13 protein-coding genes are annotated in these 18,010 nt (G+C 54.5%); 3 read left to right on the top strand and 10 right to left on the bottom strand.

Annotated elements, in window-relative coordinates; translation table 11 throughout:
* Positions 1-68: 68 nt before the first annotated feature.
* From F1379_RS21170 to leuC, 9 genes are all read right to left on the bottom strand, one after another.
* A complete protein-coding gene (locus F1379_RS21170; protein ID WP_150273672.1) occupies positions 69-3,728 on the bottom strand; it encodes a dynamin family protein in 3,660 nt (1,219 codons plus the stop codon).
* Between the two features lie 2,040 nt (positions 3,729-5,768).
* On the bottom strand, positions 5,769-6,035 hold the full coding sequence (locus F1379_RS21165; RefSeq protein WP_150273670.1) for an NAD/NADP transhydrogenase alpha subunit: 267 nt from the start codon (positions 6,033-6,035) through the stop codon (positions 5,769-5,771).
* Between the two features lie 2 nt (positions 6,036-6,037).
* Positions 6,038-6,748 carry an endonuclease III gene (nth, locus tag F1379_RS21160; protein WP_150273668.1) on the bottom strand — a complete coding sequence of 237 codons (711 nt, stop codon included), beginning with the start codon at positions 6,746-6,748 and terminating at the stop codon, positions 6,038-6,040.
* A 136-nt stretch (positions 6,749-6,884) separates the two neighbouring features.
* Positions 6,885-9,644 carry an S-layer homology domain-containing protein gene (locus F1379_RS21155; protein ID WP_150273666.1) on the bottom strand — a complete coding sequence of 920 codons (2,760 nt, stop codon included), beginning with the start codon at positions 9,642-9,644 and terminating at the stop codon, positions 6,885-6,887.
* 78 nt (positions 9,645-9,722) lie between these two features.
* Positions 9,723-10,391: a GerMN domain-containing protein gene (locus tag F1379_RS21150; protein ID WP_150273664.1), complete on the bottom strand. Its 669-nt coding sequence runs from the start codon at positions 10,389-10,391 to the stop codon at positions 9,723-9,725.
* Between the two features lie 113 nt (positions 10,392-10,504).
* Complete coding sequence (locus tag F1379_RS21145) at positions 10,505-11,938, bottom strand: N-acetylmuramoyl-L-alanine amidase family protein (RefSeq protein ID WP_150273662.1); 1,434 nt, start codon at positions 11,936-11,938, stop codon at positions 10,505-10,507.
* A gap of 161 nt (positions 11,939-12,099) precedes the next feature.
* The gene (locus tag F1379_RS21140) at positions 12,100-13,650 is read right to left on the bottom strand and encodes an N-acetylmuramoyl-L-alanine amidase family protein (RefSeq protein ID WP_150273660.1); all 1,551 of its coding nucleotides are present in this window, start codon (positions 13,648-13,650) and stop codon (positions 12,100-12,102) included.
* A gap of 174 nt (positions 13,651-13,824) precedes the next feature.
* Entirely contained in the window at positions 13,825-14,427 is a 603-nt protein-coding gene (gene leuD, locus F1379_RS21135) for a 3-isopropylmalate dehydratase small subunit (protein ID WP_150273658.1), read from the bottom strand.
* A 28-nt stretch (positions 14,428-14,455) separates the two neighbouring features.
* Complete coding sequence (gene leuC / locus F1379_RS21130; protein ID WP_150273656.1) at positions 14,456-15,880, bottom strand: 3-isopropylmalate dehydratase large subunit; 1,425 nt, start codon at positions 15,878-15,880, stop codon at positions 14,456-14,458.
* Positions 15,881-16,380: 500 nt separating this feature from the next.
* Here leuC and F1379_RS21125 point away from each other — a divergent pair, with 500 nt between their 5' ends.
* The 3 genes from F1379_RS21125 (at position 16,381) to F1379_RS21115 (ending at position 17,491) form a co-directional block, all read left to right on the top strand.
* Positions 16,381-16,731, top strand: coding sequence for a hypothetical protein (locus tag F1379_RS21125; protein ID WP_150273654.1), 351 nt, complete (start codon positions 16,381-16,383; stop codon positions 16,729-16,731).
* 88 nt (positions 16,732-16,819) lie between these two features.
* Complete coding sequence (locus F1379_RS21120) at positions 16,820-17,017, top strand: type II toxin-antitoxin system HicA family toxin (protein ID WP_150273652.1); 198 nt, start codon at positions 16,820-16,822, stop codon at positions 17,015-17,017.
* 51 nt (positions 17,018-17,068) lie between these two features.
* Positions 17,069-17,491 (top strand): type II toxin-antitoxin system HicB family antitoxin, encoded by a 423-nt coding sequence (locus F1379_RS21115; protein WP_150273650.1) that lies wholly within the window; start codon positions 17,069-17,071, stop codon positions 17,489-17,491.
* A 226-nt stretch (positions 17,492-17,717) separates the two neighbouring features.
* Here the strand turns inward: F1379_RS21115 and F1379_RS21110 are convergent, their stop codons facing one another.
* The gene (locus F1379_RS21110) at positions 17,718-17,981 is read right to left on the bottom strand and encodes a hypothetical protein (protein ID WP_150273648.1); all 264 of its coding nucleotides are present in this window, start codon (positions 17,979-17,981) and stop codon (positions 17,718-17,720) included.
* Positions 17,982-18,010 lie beyond the last annotated feature (29 nt).

The following is an 18,010-nucleotide window of genomic DNA, read 5'->3' as shown; positions in this document are numbered from 1 at the left end:
CAGGCTTCTTTTATTTTCTGCCATTCCCGTCGAATTTGCAAGTGTTCTTCGACATTTTACTACAAACTTCACATCTTCCCGTTAATAATATCGCCCAAAGCAGCTTCAAGCTTGGCTAACTGCTGTCCGATACTGTCCCAGTGACCGGCGGCATCACCTCCCTTCAGCAGCCCGGAGAGCGCATTCTCCTGTTCCAGCAGGCTGTCCCGGAGCAGCTGTGCCGCCCGGCCCAGTGCCAGTTCCGCAGCCTCTGTATAATAGCTGAGCAACACCTGCTCCGCACCTGCCGCTGCACCGGCTATCGCCTCTTTCAGCCACGGCTCCGCCGCTGCCCGTACCTCGGCCCTCCCTGGACCTTCAAAGAAGTGGCGCGGCGATTTAAAACGGCCAAATAGCAGGCTCCAGTCAAGCGGAGCCAGCCGGCATTCCAGCTTGGCCGGAACCGCCCACGCCTCACCGCCATCCGTCAACAGCAGTAGCTCCTGCTCCGGGATGGATAAATCGGCAGCTGCGGCCAGCGCAGCTGCCTGTACCAGCCTGCGCCCGGTCTGCTCCATTCGCAGCGTAGTGGCCCATAGCTCCTGCTCCAGCTCCCGTTGCAGAGAGCGTTCCAGATCTCTGCCGCAGGCTGTGAAGATGTCTTTCAGCTTTCCGTTATCCTCACGCAGCAAAGAAGGATGGAAGGATTCCTGGAAGAAACGGCCGAAGCCGAACGCCAGCCGCTGGCGCACATGATAGACCAGCTCTTCGCCTTCGCGGCGCAGGTCGCGCACCGGCCGCTGCTCTTCGGCAAGAGCGTTCAGCCTTGTCTCGGCCAGCTGCCTGCGCAGCTGCCATTCCCGCAGATTCTCCTCCCGCCGGCCCGCCTCCGCCGCAGCAAGCTGCCGCCATTCCTCTGCCCTTTGCCGCACTGCGGCAAGGGACTCTCCGGCGGAGTGCAGCGCCAGCCGTGGCAGCTCTTCGCCGGCAAAATCCGCCAGCGCTTGTTCAAATGCCCGGAACCGTGAAGCGTCATAACGCTGCCGGTCGCCGGCCAGCTTGCTCTCCAGCGCATGCAGGCTGGAGAGGGCGAAGATACGCGGAGCCGTCAGGCCCGCCGCACGCAGGTTATCGGCCACATGCCGCTCCACTTCGGCAAGCTCGGCTTCATCGCCTGCCAGATCGGAGGCGTTGATGATGAAGAACATTTTGTCGAGGGCGAAGCTGTCCTTGATTCGGCCGAGCTGGGCTAGCAGGCTGCGGTCCGCTTTGGAGAAAGCATGGTTATAGTAGGTCAGGAAGAGAATCGCATCGGCGTTCTTCATGTAATTAAAGGTCACACCGGTATGCCGGGCATGCAGCGAATCCGCTCCGGGAGTATCGACGAGCACGATCCCGGCGGCGGTCAGCGGGCAGTCATAATACAGGTCGATGCCCCGCACGAAGCAGGCGCGCGTCTCTTCAGCCACCAGGCTGCGGTACTCTGCCAGGTCCACCGTCCGTACGCTGCCAAGTAGACCCTCCGCTTCCTTCCAGCCGGAGGCAGCAGCCCGCAGGAATCCGGCATGCGGCAGGGCGGCCGGATGCCGGCCGGATGCCGTAAGCCCGGCAGCGGTGTCCGTCCACAACTCCCGGGCCGGCGGCGGCAGCTGCAGCACGCTGAAGGAGTGGAGGATATCCTCCCAGATCTCCTCCGCCGTCTTCATGGTCACGACCGCCTGGCCGTGGGCCGTGGTTCCGTCCGGCGCAAGAATGCGGTTCACCGCGGCCGTGGCGGGATGCGGCGACACGGGCAGCACCTCTTCGCCGAGCAGGGCGTTGGCGAAGGAGGATTTACCCGCGCTGAACGCCCCGAACAGCGCCAGCGTGAACCGGCCGGCGTCGAGCGCCTGCGCCCGGGTCGCCAGGCCGCGCGCCGCCGAGCCCATGGCCGGCTCGGCGCGCAGCAGCTGCGCCGCGGCGTTCAGCGCCGCCGCGGCCGCACCCAGCCGGCGGCGTCCGCCCGCCGGCGATACCGGCTCCGCCGCCCAGCCTGCGGCGGCGGAGCTTCCAGCCGCGCGGCGCAGCGGCTGGGCGGCCTGCGGCGCCGCGCCGGCTGCGGGCGCGGCCCCGGGCACCCCCGGCAACAGGCCGGGGGTGAGGGTTGCTCGCGGCGGCAGCTGCGCCGCGAGCAACTCCGCGCGGGCAGCCGCCGCGCGGTCCAGGGCGGCCAGCGCAGCCAGCGCCTGGGCCTGGCGCGCCAGGGCCGCTTCGCGGCGCGCGAGGTCGGCGCGCCGCTCCTCTAGCAGCGGCGGCAGCTGTGCCAGCAGCTCGTCGCCGAGCGAAAGCGTCGCCCGGCGGTAGAGCGCCTTGATTTCTGCCGCCAGGCCGCGGCAGAAATTCAGCAGCGCCTCGCCGGTGAATCCGGTGCCCGGCTGCACGTATGCCGCCAGCCACTCTCTGGTGATGGCCGGGTACGCCTTGATGAGCACTGCTTCCGCTTCATCGCTCCACAGGTCCAGGCTCCCGGCCCACTCCCGTACCAGCTGCAGCAGATGCCGGTCCAGCTGGGCGGCAATCTCGCGGCTCAGCAGCTGATGCCAGGCATCCAGCCGCTTCCCGCGCTCCTTCTCCCGCTTCGCCGGGCCGGAGAAGAGCCCCGGGCGGAACCCGGGCGCGGCGCTCTCCAGATAGGCCGCCGCCGCGTCCCGCACATCGGCAGGCATCAGATTGCTGCCCGCCAGTGCCTTATCCAGCGCGGCGCGCAGCTTCAGCTTCGCTTCTTCCGGCAGCGCAGCCAAGGCTTGTGCTTCCGCAGCCATATCGTCCAGCTGCCGCTGCACCTGGACGGCATCCGCACCTGCCAGCAGCGCCAGCTGCTCCTGCCGCGCCTCCTCCTGGCTGTCGCGGTATGCCTTCAGAGCAGCGTCTGCGGCATGCTGCGCCGAAGCCGACACACTATGGCGCAGCAGACCCTCCCTCTGCTGCAGCAGCCCCCCGATCAAGTCGGTCAGCGCATTCCACTGATTGAGCGGATGCTCGGGTGCTTTAAGCGAGGTGAACAGAATTCCCGCATACTGTACCCCCCAATGAGCAAATGCACTCTCCACCTGCTCCCGGTATTCCGCCAGTGGAATTTCCCGTTCCCGGTGTTTATCGATCTGATTGACAAGCAGATACAGAGGCTTGCCCCAATCGCTTAAGGTTTTGGCAAAAGCCAGATTATTCTCGGACTGCACATGATTATAGTCCATCACATAGAACACCACATCCGCCAGATGCAGCGCCGAGTGCGTCGCCGCCTGGTGTCCGTCATCGGTCGAGTCGACCCCGGGTGTATCCAGCAGCACGCCATGGGCTCGCAGCAGCGGCGCTTCCGTCCAGATCGCGATACTCTCATACTGTTCGCCGCTGCGGCAGTACTCATGCAGCAGATCCGGTGTCGTCTCCACGGGTTCTGCAGCCTGACCCTCCCGGGGGTACAGCATGACGCGCGGCGGGCCGCTGCGGATCGCGACAACGTTTGCACTTGTCGGCACAGGTCCGGAAGGCAACACACTGCTCCCGCACAGCCGGTTGATCATCGACGACTTCCCTGCAGAGAAATGCCCGCAGAAAGCCAGGGTCAGCTCCTCAGATAGCAGCTTGGCTTGAAGATCAGCCACCATCTGACACTCCTCGTATGCTCCCCAGCTCTCCAGCAGCTGCTCCAGCGCCTTGAGCGGCATAGCTTCCTGCATTACTTCCTTTTTCGCCCGTTCCGCAGCCATCCGTCATCCCTCCACTGCCGTATCCTTATTTGCTTTATAAGTATTTCATGGTCCTTCCTGCTATTCACAGTGGAAATTCACAGGCTGCCTGACTTACTTACGACATTAGCCTTTCTGTAGCGTCTCAGTAACGTCGACACTAATCAATCGCTATATCTCAAAAGCTACCCTACGCTGCTGTTACTCTGATTTCCGCACACTTCACTGTCGGTGTATCCTCTCGCGCTGCTGTTGAAATTATTATTACCATTCAATTACCAATTTCACTGCCACTCACAGCGCCACTTTCACCACCACTCACAGTGCTACCTTCACTACCACTTACACCGCCTCTTCACTTTTGTAACTTGTGGAGAGCGTATCGACACCACAGGCCTTATTTTAATGTGACAACGCATACATTTGTCTATACTGCTAAAATAAGCGGACTGTAGTCCCTTCCTCTAACCAAACATCGACTTTCCGAGAAATAAAGCCTGTAAGATCCGTAAGCAACATAGACGGGCCAAAGTAACCGGTTTCAAATTTACAACAGCATGCCTCTGCCTTTGCCAAAACCTGCAATCGTTTAAGCAAGCAGTTGATCAATTTGTATGTGCCAGGTGGTCTAGTACCTACCTTGACCCATTCAAATTCCAGGGTATAAGTGCTTTAATTCCCCTCTAGCTTGCTTGGTTGTAAAGTGCCATTACACCGATTTCTGTCCCTGGTTTCGTGTCGCTTCCCACACAGTCACTTCTTGCTGGAGCCGTTCTAAGCAGCCAATTCGGCGATGCAAACACTAACGTACAGATGAAACTAGGTAGCGACTTTCCACTAACCCTGAAAAAGAGCAACCTGAGAACTTTAAGGTACTGTCCTGCTTTTCAATAGGTGAGCTTGGTTTATGGATTGTGGTCGGTTTTTCGCCTACGTATGCCTTATTTACCTTCACGGTAGCTCATTATGGTCGATTTTTCGACTACAATGGGTCTGTTTTCCTCCACAGCAAGACATTGTGGTCGATTTTTCGACTACAATGGGTCTATTTTCCTCCACGGCAAGACATTGTGGTCGATTTTTCGCCTACGTTTGCCCTATTTACCTTCACGGTAGCCCATTATAGTCGATTTTTCGCCTACAATAGGATTGATTAGCCTGACTGTGCTGTTTGTGGGCTTGTTCACGGGATAGGGATGTAGGTGCGGACTTCCCAGCCTTACTTGCAAATAGATGGTGCATAACTACAATTGGTGAGGTCAAGGTACTAGTTTCTAGTTTTTGTTCCCTTGTTCCCTTGTTACTTGTTCCTTTGATCCAGTTCTTATTCGTTGTTCCTTGTTTCTTGTTCCTTGTCCCTGTTTCCTAGCTTCTGTTCCTGTTCCCTTGTCCCAATTTCCTAGTTTCTCTCCCTATTCCCTTGTCTCTATTTCTATTCTCCACATCTCAGTGGTTTATTCACTTCATTTATATTAAAATAATATATCTTAAGATAAAAATAAAGGCCGACATGAAAGCTGAAGCTACATTTATGATCTATTGCTGTAATACGATCTATTGATGTATTTACAATCTATTGCTGCTTACACGATCTTTGTTACTTTTACGATCTATCGCAGCTTACTACGATCTTTGCTACTTTTACGATCTATTGCCGCTTACCCGATCTGCTACTACTTTTACGACCCATTGCTACTTCCATCTATCACGCATCTCGTTCACTGCTGCTTATTTGAGCATTTCTTGAGCATTGATTGCTCAGTTTATTATGCTCTATATAGCCAAAGCTACCTCCATTGTAGCATCGGCTATGGACAAATCAATGCTTTCCCTTTACAAAAAACGCTATAATTCCTTACAAATCCGTAAGCTTCTGCACTTCCCCCAAGCTATCTTATATCGGTCGCAACCGCCCAATTTCGCCAATCCCGGATTATTTGCGGTAAGCTTTGCTCTGCTGAACGTCCCTCCTTCTCAGCTAAGCAAAAAAGCCGGCCCCAAGGCCAGCTCTTCATCTTCAGTCAATGTATAATCTGCGGGACTTGTCCTGCATGCAGCCGCTTAGGCTGTTTCCAGTACAGGCAGCAGAATTTCGAATACTTTGCCGTGCTGCAGAATGGTCAAGCCGCGGGACTTGTCCTTCATCACTACGACTTCCGGCTTCTGGGACATCCGCTCCAGGTAATGCTCAGGTACATCGCCGGAGTGGCTGATTGTGATGCCTTCCACTTCCTGCTCTTCGTTCTCTTGCAGCGGGCTTTCCACCACACGGTCGAAAATATCGGAAAATGTCTCAAAATTATCGGTATACACAGAAATGCATTTCATCTCTATCCCATCCTCTTCTTCGTCTCTGACAATTTGCTTGTTCCCCGGCCCTCATTATTCTTTCTGATTACCGAGGTTTTCATACGTTTCTTGCCTTCGCGGCATACATCCAGCAGCGGACAAACCTGACATCCCGGATTTTGCGCTTTGCAATGATACCGTCCAAAAAAGATCAGCCGATGATGCGTCAGCGTCCACTCCTCGCGCGGAACGGCCTTCATCAGCTTCTTCTCCACCTCCAGCACGGAGTCATTCCATCCGGCCAGCGCGAGCCGTTTGGCAACACGCTCCACATGCGTATCCACCGCAATCGCCGGAACGCCAAAAGCGTTCGAAACCACCACATTAGCGGTCTTCCGGCCGACTCCCGGCAGGGTTACCAACTGATCGTGCGCCTGCGGCACCTCTCCCCCGTACTGTTCGATCAGAATTCGGCACAGGTTCTGAATGTGCTTGGCCTTGTTGCGGTAGAGTCCGATTCGGCGGATATCCCCCTCCAGCTCTTCCAGAGGAACGGAGATGTAATCGAGCGGAGTCTTGTATTTCTGGAACAGATTCTCGGTGACTTTGTTTACTGTCGCATCTGTACACTGCGCCGACAGCAGCACCGCAATGGTCAATTCAAAGGCGTTGCTGTGATTCAGCTCGCAGTGGGCTTCAGGAAACATGCCGCCGATGGTATCCAGGATGTGGCGAACCTCTGCGACCTTCATAGCGTTCCCTCCACGCAAGCCGGTTCACTGGCAGATTCAGATCAGCATTCAACCTTCTTCTGGTTCAAAAAAAACGTCTTGACGCAAGTCAGGCCTGCGTCAAGACGGTGTTTCACACGGAAGTCCACCAGTGCCGTTATTGTTTCACAATTTCAACCACAACATTGTTGTGAAGATACATTATAATATTATCATTTTCTTTCAAAGATTGCACGGATAATGTCGTGTCTCCTTGATGAATATATACATTTGGCGAAAGCGTGAACTGGTAATTCGTATCGCTGGCGCTGGAGCGTTTGGCCAGCAGCAGCGAAGAGCCGTCCATCTTCCAGAACACCTTGCTTTGCTGTGCAAATACCCGGATCGTTGTTGAACCATCAACATCCTTGCGGACTTCGACGCGGTCTGCTGTGGTCAGACTGCTGAGCGATGTTGCCGTAGCACCGTCGCGGACAATCTTAACAGCTGTTCCGACGCTCAATGTCTGGGTAGCGCCTGCATAGTCTTTAACCGTCAATGTACCCGCCGCCGCATCAACCGCTGTCACCGCACCGGCAGACACCTTTACCGCTTGAATCGAAGTAGGGTTGCTGCCGAGGAAATTAACATTGATATAATCTCCGGCTTTGAGGTCACTGAGCGTTATAGACTGGCCAGCTTCATTTAACAGCTTCACCGCCAGCGTATTGAACACGAAATTCCCTGCCGTTCCGGTAACAGTAAGCTGGTTGTTCGCTGCATTGACGGCCGTAATCTGCAATTGTGCGGACGAAACAGCCCGTACAATTGTAACGATTGACTGGTTCCCGCCAAGATAGGCTGTAACCTGGCTGCCGACCGGGATATCGCTGATGGTGGCTGTTTTTTTGCCGAACAGATCCACACTTTGCGGCAGCGGCAGCGTAAGCGACTGATTTCCGGCCAGCTTCAGCACAAAAGTATTGGTCGGAACACTGCTGGAAGTCAAGGTGCCGGTGTACTGAGTAGAAATCTCCACAAGCTGGGCCCGTTCTTCCAAGGCCGTCACATTCACCTTGCGTCCTTCAGTCAACCGGGTAGCAATCCCCTCAAGGGAGGGTGCCGCCACCCCGTCATACGCAAGCTTGGTATCCTTATCCAGCTGCACCAGATGCGCCTTGCCCGCGCTGTCCATGTAGGTCAGCATCAGTGTCTTGCTATTGTAAGACAGCACCGAAGCGCCTGTATGCTGTACTACTTTACGGGCAATGACTTCAATCCGGGTAACCTGATCGCTGCTGTTCAAGGTAAGCCGTACAGTGTCGCCGCTCTTCGCATCGGCCATCAGATCGTTGATCGTTGCACCGGTTATCTCGGGAATGACAACTGCCGGAAGATTAGCCAGCAGCTTAGCTTCACGGGTACCATCCGCTTTTTTGTAGACAAGACTGGAATTGGTAACTTCATTGAGCAGTCCTTCAACCACGCGCTCTGTACCGGAAGTAACATCCACCGAAAGAATCATATTATTCTTGATGGTATAGTTGACCGCTGCGCCTACCTTCAAATCGGAAGCCTGCAGGACCGAGGACTGTGCTTTGAAGATGGCGGCTCCATCCTCCCATTTGAACGTTTCACTGGTTCCTGAAGCGGTCTTGAAGGTCAGGCTCTTCGTGGCCAGATCAATGCTCTGGATTGTTCCCGCCGCTGTCTTGTTGACGATTCCGGAGGTGACCTGAACCTTGACCAGCTTGCGGTCTCCGCTGTAAGTCTCACGCTGCAGGGAAACCTTGCTGTCCGCTGCAATCGAGACCGGAGTAATTGTTGCACCGTTTACATCGACGAACACTGTATTGGCATCATAGACATATTGATCGTAGCCCGCTGGGGTATCCAGCCAGATAGTGCCTTGGGCGATTTTGGCAAAAGTGCCCTCCAGCGTCTCAAGCTGCACCGTCCCGTCCGTAACCTCGACGTACGCCGCATTATATGTCGCGCCGATGACGGTTACTTTGGTGTAAGGCTTAAGATCGCCCAGGCTAATTCTGGTTTCCGACGCACTGGTGAAATAAGCTGTTCCGGCACCCAGGTTAAATGTGGATTCAGCACCGTTATGGTAGACCTTCATCTGATTCCCCTGAAGGGAGCTGATGGTACCGCTGACCGTATTGTCATACACTATGCTATGCTGGGCTTCGGCACGGCTGAGGAAGGTCGCCAACTGGGCCCGCGTAACGGCTCCCTGGGGATCGAACCGGTTGCCGTCCAGACCGTTGGCCAGGCCAAGCTTCACGGCAGTGTTAATGTAACCGCGTTTGCTGGCAGATACTTTCGCGTCATCGGCGAAGCCGGTAGGCAATGTAGCCACTGAGGAGGCATCTGCAGTCTTACCCAGGCTGCGCACGAGCAGCTCAGCGACCCATTCACGGGAGGCCTTGCGTGTACCCCAGGCTGTCTTCAGGTTGCTCTCGGCCATTTCCGTCGACTTGTCGAGCAAGCCTTGCTGGAGAGCCAGTACAACATAAGGCTTGTAATAATTGGATACCTCGAAATTGGCCGGCAGCACCACATTGGTCGACGTATCCACGTTGCCGGTGAGCTTCATAAACCGCAGCGCCATCAGCACAGCTTCCTGCTGGGTTACGGAATCGCCCGGACGGAATAATCCGTTATTGCCGACGACAATGCCCTGGGCAGCGAGCTTGTAAATATGCTTCTCGGCCCAAAATCCGGTTTTGACATCGCTGAAGGCCCCGGCAGGCGCGGCCGTTGTAGTCGTCTGCGTGGACTGGGCAGTCTGTGAAGTCTGGGCGGCGGCCGCCGTATCCGCAAATGCCGCTCCGGCTCCGCCGAATACCATAGCTCCCGCCAGTGCGGCGGAAGCCACTTTAGAGGTGTAGGATTTTAGTGTGGGTTTAAGTTTCTTTTGACCGGACAAGCGGATTACCCCTCTCTGAGATACATAATAGTTAGGAAGTTCGGAAATTCAAAGATGTAATTAGGAGATATCCGGCCATTATAAGCCGCTGTTCTCTCGGGTCATCGGATGCTCGAGGTCAACATGCCCCATCAGGCTCTCGACTTGCTCCCCGTCAACCAGCAGCTCCACGCTCTGCACCTCAGTGAATTGGAACAGAGTCTGGGCAAGCGCGCTGATCGCCATCGCCTCACCACCCGCTCCAAGCTGGGCTTCCTGCGGCTTATGAATATCCATCGTGATTAGCCCGTCCTTGAACTCCAGTGATTTCAGCTCAATCTTGGACCACAACGGGACAAGGCTCTCTTGTCCGCTGTTCTGCAGCGCCTTGAAGGCCTCTGTATATTTCTCCGCCTGATCGGCAAAAGCTACAGTTGCTTCCGACGCAACCAGCTCCAGCTGCTCGGGATCGGTATAATACACTTTGATGCTTTCACTTTGCTTCTCCGGTACCGGGGCTTCGGTGGCCGCCGGGGCAGATGGCTCTGTTGAAGGCTGCACGGAAGGCTGCGCCGTTGCCGGTGCATTCCCGCTGCCGGTGTTGCCGGCGCTGCCGTTGCCCGCGTCGCTTCCTGCCGAGCCATTCACGACCGCCGGATCGGTTACTCCCGCATTCTCGGCCGGCGCCGCTGTCGGCTTCTCGCCGCAGCCTGCTATTACCAGCAGAAGAAGTGCGGCAATGCCTGCTTGCGTCAATTTTTTGTTCATGAACATTACCCCCTCTAGATGAATATAGGCAGGGCAGAGCCGCAAAGCCTGCTTATCCGGGTCTGCCGGATCAAAAGTTGACTTTGCGGCCCCGATCTGCCGCTTGGCTGCTGTTATAACCCGAAGTATTCCTTTATTCCGCTGACGATGCCTGCGGCTACCTTATTCTGCAGAGCCTCTGTAAAGAGGGCCGCCTCATCGCCTTTATTGCTCAGATAACCAGCCTCCAGCAATACAGCCGGCATTTTCGTCTCACGAATGACATGGAAATTGCCGTATCTGACGCCGCGGTCCTTGAGACCGGTTGCTTGCACCAGATATTTATGCATCACATTGGCCAAAGCCTTGCTTGCTTCCCGCTGGTAATACGTCTCCGTTCCGCTCGCCGCCGAGGACGAGTTTGCGTTGGCGTGTACAGAGATGAACATGTCGGCGTTAAGATTGTTGGCCATGGCCGCCCGGTCCTTGAGCTCGAGGAACGTATCGTCGCTGCGGGTCAGCACAACGTCGATATTGCTCTCTTTCTTCAGCAATTCCGCCGTCTTGAGGACGATTGCCAGATTGAAGTTCTTCTCGTATTTGCCTGTGACGCCTACGGCGCCGGAATCCTTCGCCCCGTGCCCTGCGTCCAGCACAACAAGCTTACGCCCGCTTGCACCCGGAAGTGTAGCTGTATCCTCCGTGCTCTGCGCATTAAGATCAACGATAACCAGCTTCGACGTGTCTCCGGTTACCTCCATGCTGTAATTCTTGGCATGATTCAAATCAATCACAAAGCGAACCGTATAAGGATCAGTGCTGAATAAGGAGTAACGCACTCCGGACACATCCGGATAATCTGTCACGGCCAGCTTGCCGTTCAGATTAGGGTCAAGCTCCTGGCCGCTTCCGAACAGATCAGAGAAGGTGGCTCCAGGCAGATCAATTACAATCCGCTCTGGCCCGCTCATCTTGGAGATCTTCGGTACGGACGATCCTTCCATAGCGATAATCAAGCGGTTCTCGCTGAAGCTGACGCCGTTAATCATTGTCAGTCCGCTTGTATTACCCGACGGCGGGGTGACCACGCCTGTCCCTCCGCTCCCGGAGCCGCTACCGGTGTTACTATCCGGGATCTGCGGGGTAATAAGTGTTACGATCTTCTGTGTGTTGTCCCAATCGACAGACAGGCCGAACTGCTCCGCAATGAAGCGCAGCGGCACCAGCGTCGTATCCGAGCGCAGCAGCGGAGCTACCGGCAGGATAACCGTTTTGTCGTCGACGGAGGCCGAGGTTTGATTCACAACCAGCTTCAGGCTTTTGCCCTGCTGTTCGATGGTGACCGTCTTGGTCGTCTGGTTCCAGTCCACCTTGTAGCCCAGATTCTCGGCAATCATTCGGAGAGGCACCATTACCGTACCGTTAACATTCTCCACCGGAGCGTTCTGGCCGGCAGTTATTTCTTTGCCGTCGAGAATGATCTTACTGGTTCCGGAGGCAGCTTGTCCGTGTTCCGGCAATACAATTACAAAGAGCAGCAGCAACAGGGTAAAAGCAAATTTCTTCATTCTTCACCTCAAAAATCTAGTATTCCGCCCGAGTTAGGCGTTCGTGATGATACAGCCACTGACAACCCTCGACATTGTATAGACGCCGCTTTTCCTTAAAAGTTGCGAATATCTTCCATGGTAACCGCCCTATGCCGGCAACGGCACAGCTGTCCTCTTCGTTACAGACCTAAATATTCTTTGATCCCGGCTGCCAGCTCCCGGGCCAGATTGTCCTGCAGAGCCTCGCTGTACATAGCCGCCTCATTTCCCGGATTGGTCAGATAACCCACTTCCAGCAGCACGGCCGGCATCGTCGTTTCCCGGGTCACATGAAGGCTTTTACTGCGGATTCCGTTATCCTTGAAGCCGGTTGCCGCCAGCAAATGCTTATGCAGCACTTCGGCCAACGGCAGGCTTGAACTGCGCGTATAGTAGGTTTCACTGCCATTGATCTTCTCGCGGTTAGGGTAATCCTTATCCAGCGAATTGCCGTGAACCGAGATGAAGAGATCGGCGCCGGCGGTCTCGGCAACCTTCACCCGGTCTTTGAGTCCGATCGTTGTGTCTGCCCCTCGCGTATATACAACATCAACCAATCCTTCCTGGGTTAACAGCGCCCCCAGTTTCATTACAACCGATAGGTTCATATCCTTTTCCCGTTTCCCTGTAAGGCTGGAGGCACCCGGATCTGTTCCGCCATGACCGGCATCCAGCACTACTATCGGCTTGGCACCGCCAATGACCGGAATGCCTGTACCGCTGTTCGGAAGAGCGTTAAGGTCGATGGTCACAAGGCCAGTGACATCATCCGTGGTTAACTGATAAGCCTGGCTGCCGACCGTCTGGATCACGAACCGGGCGGTCGGAGGACTGACGCTGAACATCGCATATCTGATTTCCGTTACCAGCGGATACCCGGACACATCCAGCTTGCCTTGCGGCGTGCCGCTCGCGGCTAGCATAGGAAGATTCTGCGCGAAATCCGCCGAGAAGCCCGCTCCCTGGAAGTCAACAACAATACGGTCAGGTCCCGTCAGCTTCTGGACGCTTGGCTTGATGCCGCCGGAAACGGCGATCATCAGGCGATTCTCGCTGAATACTGCGCCCATGACCGCCGGAAGAGCCGTGCCCTGCGTAGCCGGTGTAACTGTCGGTACCGGGGTGGCGGCCGGTGCAGGCGAAGCCGCGTCTGGAGCAGCTGTCGCCGCCGGCGCGGACGGACTAATAACAGGCAGAGGAGTCGCGGAGGGCAGCGGCGCTGCAGTAGGCTCGGGTACGGCTATTCCACCGCTTATGTATACCGTCTTATCCGTATTGTCCCAGCCAACCTTGAGACCGAATTGTTCGCTTACAAACCGGATCGGCACCAGCACCGTTCCTCCCGTTTGCTTCGGAGCGGCATTTAACTCCAGTGCCACGCCGTCGGCTTCGGCTTTCTTGCTCCCGACCGCCAGTTGAACTTTCTTTCCGTCCTGCTGCACAGTAACCGTACGTGACTGCTGTTCCCACAGGACCTCGAATCCCAGGTTCTCCACAACGACGCGGATCGGAATCATAACGCTTCCATTCACATTTTCAAGACTGATTCCCTTCGGCAGCGTCAGCTCCTTGCTGTCCATCACAATCTTTCCAGCGCCGCTTCCCGCAGCGGCAGCCTCGTGGCCGGCGAATGACAGTAGCAACAGCGGCAGCAGCAACAGGAATAGCACCCGTTGTCCGGCTCTCTTCATCCCTTTCCTCTCCTTCGGCACTTGATAGAATCATAGTTAACATATAGACGACAGAAATCTCCAAAAGTTGCCTGCTCCGGCAAGAATATCTCGATTATAGCAAAAAAACTTCTATTTCCGACACCGGAAATAGAAGTTTTGTGTAAATTTAATATACACTGCGGATCAGCTATTTCAGGCAAACAGCTTGGCTGCGTGCTGGTCCTCATAAGCAGAGATGGCATCGGCATGCTGCAGCGTCAGGCCAATGTCGTCAAGTCCGAGCAGCAGGAACTGGCGGCGGTGCTCGTCAAGCTCGAATTTGATCTCCAGACCGTATTCATCGCTGATCTTGTTGTTCTCCAGATCCACCGTCAACTGATAGCCTTCATGTGCTGCGGTGCGCTTGAACAGATCTTCAACCTGCTCTTCCGTCAGCTTGAGCGGCAGAATGCCGTTCTTGAAGCAGTTATTATAGAAGATATCGGCAAAAGAAGGCGCGATTACGGCCCGGAACCCGTAATCCATAATCGCCCACGGCGCATGCTCACGCGAGGAGCCGCAGCCGAAGTTGGCCCGCGAGATCAGCACAGAGGCGCCCTGATAGCGCGGTTTGTTCATCTCAAAAGCAGGGTTATCCTGACCCGCTTCATCAAAACGCCATTCATAGAACAGAAACTGGCCGAAGCCGGTCCGTTCAATCCGCTTCAAAAACTGCTTGGGGATGATCGCATCCGTATCCACATTAACCCGGTCCACCGGGGCAACAATTCCTGTTAATTTCTTAAAAGCTTCCATTGGTTATTCCTCCGATTCTCTCAAGGTTCTAGGCGTTGACGGCTTCCGTCTTGTAGTTCCAGTCGCGCACATCGGTGAAGCGGCCTTTGATGGCAGCGGCAGCGGCCATAGCCGGAGATACGAGATGCGTACGTCCGCCGCGTCCCTGACGGCCTTCAAAGTTGCGGTTGGAGGTCGATGCGCAGCGCTGACCCGGCTGCAGAACATCCGGATTCATTGCCAGACACATACTGCAGCCCGCTTCGCGCCATTCAAACCCGGCTTCCGTAAAGATCCGGTCAAGCCCTTCCTTCTCCGCCTGCAGCTTCACGCGTCCGGAGCCCGGTACCACGATGGCTGTGACTTTATCGGATACTTTATGCCCCTTCGCTACCTGGGCCGCTGCGCGCAAATCCTCGATCCGCCCGTTCGTACAGGAGCCGATGAAGACATAATCGATGTCGATTTCGGCCATCGGTGTACCCGGCTTGAGGTCCATATATTCCAGCGCCTTTTCGGCGGCTTTGCGTTCATTTTCGGTAGGCAGATCGGCCGGATTCGGCACGCTTGAGCTGATGTCGGTGCCCATGCCCGGGCTTGTTCCCCAGGTTACCTGCGGAATCAGTGTTTCTACATCGAATTCCACCACAGTGTCGTACTGTGCGCCTTCGTCGCTCACCAGCTGTTTCCAGGACTCTACGAATGCATCATAGGCCTCGCCTTGCGGCACATATTGCCGGCCGCGCAGGTAATTGAAGGTCGTCTCATCCGGTGCAATCAGGCCGGCTCTGGCTCCGCCCTCGATCGACATGTTGCACACGGTCATGCGCTCTTCCATCGACAGCTCGCGAATAGCCTCGCCTGTATACTCGATAACATAGCCGGTAGCAAAATCTGTACCGTACTTGGCGATAACGCCGAGAATCATATCCTTGGCGGTGACGCCGGGATTGCGTTTCCCGACGAAGCGGACCTCCATCGTCTTGGCTTTGGACTGCTGCAGGCACTGGGTAGCCAGTACATGCTCAACCTCACTTGTTCCGATACCGAAAGCCAGTGCGCCGAAGGCGCCGTGTGTAGAGGTATGGCTGTCGCCGCAGACAATCGTTTTACCCGGATGGGTCAAGCCGATTTCCGGTCCCATAACGTGGACAACGCCCTGGTCGATATCGTTCAGATCGAACAACCGCACGCCAAAGTCCTGGCAGTTCTTGGACAGCGTATCAATCTGCTGCTTGGAGATCGGATCGGTAATGTTATAGCGGTCTTTGGTCGGAACATTGTGATCCATTGTCGCAAAAGTCAATTCCGGACGGCGCACCTTGCGGCCGCTCAATCGCAGTCCCTCAAACGCCTGCGGCGAAGTGACCTCATGGACCAGGTGCAGGTCGATGTACAGAATGCTTGGTTTTCCTTCTTCCTGATGGATTACGTGATTGTCCCAGATTTTCTCAAACATAGTCTTGTTGCTCATTATTTTCACCTCATAGAATAGAATCGTTCACGGGAAGAGAGAGTGGAGTCTCCCTTGAATGCTCTAAATATAACATCGCCCCGTTTATAATTCCAAGATATGATATCTATAGCTCTGATAGGTGTGGCCTATAAGGTGGGTTGGGGTAGGCTGGTAAACGCCTTGCTACATAAGGGTTTATCAAAATCGTGTTTATGCTAGTTCGGGGTCTGTTGGGGACAGATACTAAACATTTCGTCCCCAATTTGTCCCCATGGGGACAATGACATTATTAGTGAAAGGAACAATGTCGATGTCCGAACAATCCATGACTCTTCAGCAATTCACTGACCTTTTTTTCGACCCAGAGCATCCTTCCCGCTGGCGTTCCTATGAGCGTCCGAAGTTGACGTCTCGGCGTGCCAAAGAAGTTGCGCAATGGTATCCCGTTAAAATCCCCTATGCCATCGCTGTAAGCCGATACGCAGATATCAAGCGCTGGGACAATGAGGATTCGGCTTATGGCCAGCCGGTCCTTTATATTCAGACACAGCCTGAATGCCGCCGAGGGGTGGGATACGATGCTTAGTGAACACATGAGGGAAACGGCCGATATCATTGCGGGCTACACCGTAGGCCGGCTGGTGGTGGATTTAGCGGCCGGATCGGTCAGCCTGCAGCATGACGACGGCAGCTTATTGCTGTTGAGAGACCAGCACCACATCGAAATACGTAACGGCGATCAGTACCAACATTTGACGGCCGACCAGGCGCTGGCGGCGGTGACTGCCGAAGGCTGGCCGGGATATGCGGGATTATACTGTAGAGTGAGGTTGAACAGTGAGGATTTGCAGGCAGGTAAACACGCATAAATTATGCGTATTTTATATTGACGCGTGTAATTTATGCGTGTATAATAAAGGTATAGAAAGGAGGTCATAGGAGGGGAAACAACGAACGGTGCACGAGGTGATTCAAGCCTTAAAGCAAGCCGGGTTTATCAAATCGCCGAATCACGGTAAAGGAACAAGACATCAGCGATACATAAACCCGCAAGACCCTACTAAATACGCCGACGTTGCTATTCACAGCATGGGCGATACATTAGCAAAGGGTACACTAAAAAGCATCGAACGGACTTCCGGGGTTACATTCTAACCCCGGCTGTTTCTCCACCTATGACCACCTGTGTATCAAAGGAGCGTGAAAATGTTGAAAACCCATTACATCTATCCTATCGTTGTTGAGCGTGCCGAAACGAATTTGAGTATGTACTTTCCCGACTTTCCCGGGACTGCCGTCACAGCTGTCGAGCTTACAGAGGGGTTATCGCGTGCCAAAGAGTTGTTGGCCTTTCGTGCACAAGAATTAGAGGAATCCGGACAGTCTTTGCCTGATCCTTCTGAGCCGGAACAGATCGAGCTTTATGACGCAAGCGATCGTATTGTCTTCGTTGAAGTCTATATGCCACCGTATCGGGATGCTGCAGCGAACAAGGCCGTAACGAAAAATTGCACCCTCCCGAAGTGGCTGCGCAATGCCGCAGACGAAGCCGGATTAAACTTCTCCCAGGTCTTGCAAACAGGTTTGAAGGACGCTCTCGGGCTCCAGGATAATAAGCAACGTATTTAATGGCATTCGATCTGTCTGCCTGATGATGGCCGGATGGAAACCGGCCGAAACCTACCGGCAGGCTGCCGGGATGGTCGCGGATATTCGCCATGAATTGGCCGGCCGGGCTGACCTTCATATATTTTGCATATATTATTTCATGGAAAAAAGCCTACCGATTATGTCAGTAGACCAATAAAAACGAATAACCACTTTAAAATATGTCCCATAACTTAAGGTTACTTGACTACCTTTTAGTAAAATAATCTGCCAGTAACTCTTTAACTAATATAATAAAACCAAGCGTCACAAAGATTATTCCAATTATAAAAGGGACCCCCAAGTTCAAACTATAGATTTCATAGCCAGACGCACCAAAAATTGCAAACCATATTTTTGTTCCAGTATAAGTGTCTATTGAAGGTAGAACGTTAGCTGCTAGGATAATAATAGTCAGACATGTGACCATCCCAGAAAATAAAAATATTGCTCCAATTAGTGTTTTTTTCATAAGTACCTCCTCCTTTTTAAATTATTGCA

Origin of the sequence: Paenibacillus tepidiphilus (assembly GCF_008635795.1) — a bacterium.
Lineage (GTDB): Bacteria > Bacillota > Bacilli > Paenibacillales > Paenibacillaceae > Paenibacillus_AQ > Paenibacillus_AQ tepidiphilus.
This window is presented reverse-complemented; position numbering and strand designations above follow the sequence as displayed.

Coding starts and splice junctions, on each gene's coding strand:
- F1379_RS21170 (WP_150273672.1), bottom strand. CDS start 3,728: ATGGCTGCGGAACGGGCGAAAAAGGAAGTAATGCAGGAAGCTATGCCG.
- F1379_RS21165 (WP_150273670.1), bottom strand. CDS start 6,035: ATGAAATGCATTTCTGTGTATACCGATAATTTTGAGACATTTTCCGAT.
- nth (WP_150273668.1), bottom strand. CDS start 6,748: ATGAAGGTCGCAGAGGTTCGCCACATCCTGGATACCATCGGCGGCATG.
- F1379_RS21150 (WP_150273664.1), bottom strand. CDS start 10,391: ATGAACAAAAAATTGACGCAAGCAGGCATTGCCGCACTTCTTCTGCTG.
- F1379_RS21145 (WP_150273662.1), bottom strand. CDS start 11,938: ATGAAGAAATTTGCTTTTACCCTGTTGCTGCTGCTCTTTGTAATTGTA.
- F1379_RS21140 (WP_150273660.1), bottom strand. CDS start 13,650: ATGAAGAGAGCCGGACAACGGGTGCTATTCCTGTTGCTGCTGCCGCTG.
- leuD (WP_150273658.1), bottom strand. CDS start 14,427: ATGGAAGCTTTTAAGAAATTAACAGGAATTGTTGCCCCGGTGGACCGG.
- leuC (WP_150273656.1), bottom strand. CDS start 15,880: ATGAGCAACAAGACTATGTTTGAGAAAATCTGGGACAATCACGTAATC.
- F1379_RS21125 (WP_150273654.1), top strand. CDS start 16,381: ATGGCCAGCCGGTCCTTTATATTCAGACACAGCCTGAATGCCGCCGAG.
- F1379_RS21115 (WP_150273650.1), top strand. CDS start 17,069: ATGTTGAAAACCCATTACATCTATCCTATCGTTGTTGAGCGTGCCGAA.
- F1379_RS21110 (WP_150273648.1), bottom strand. CDS start 17,981: ATGAAAAAAACACTAATTGGAGCAATATTTTTATTTTCTGGGATGGTC.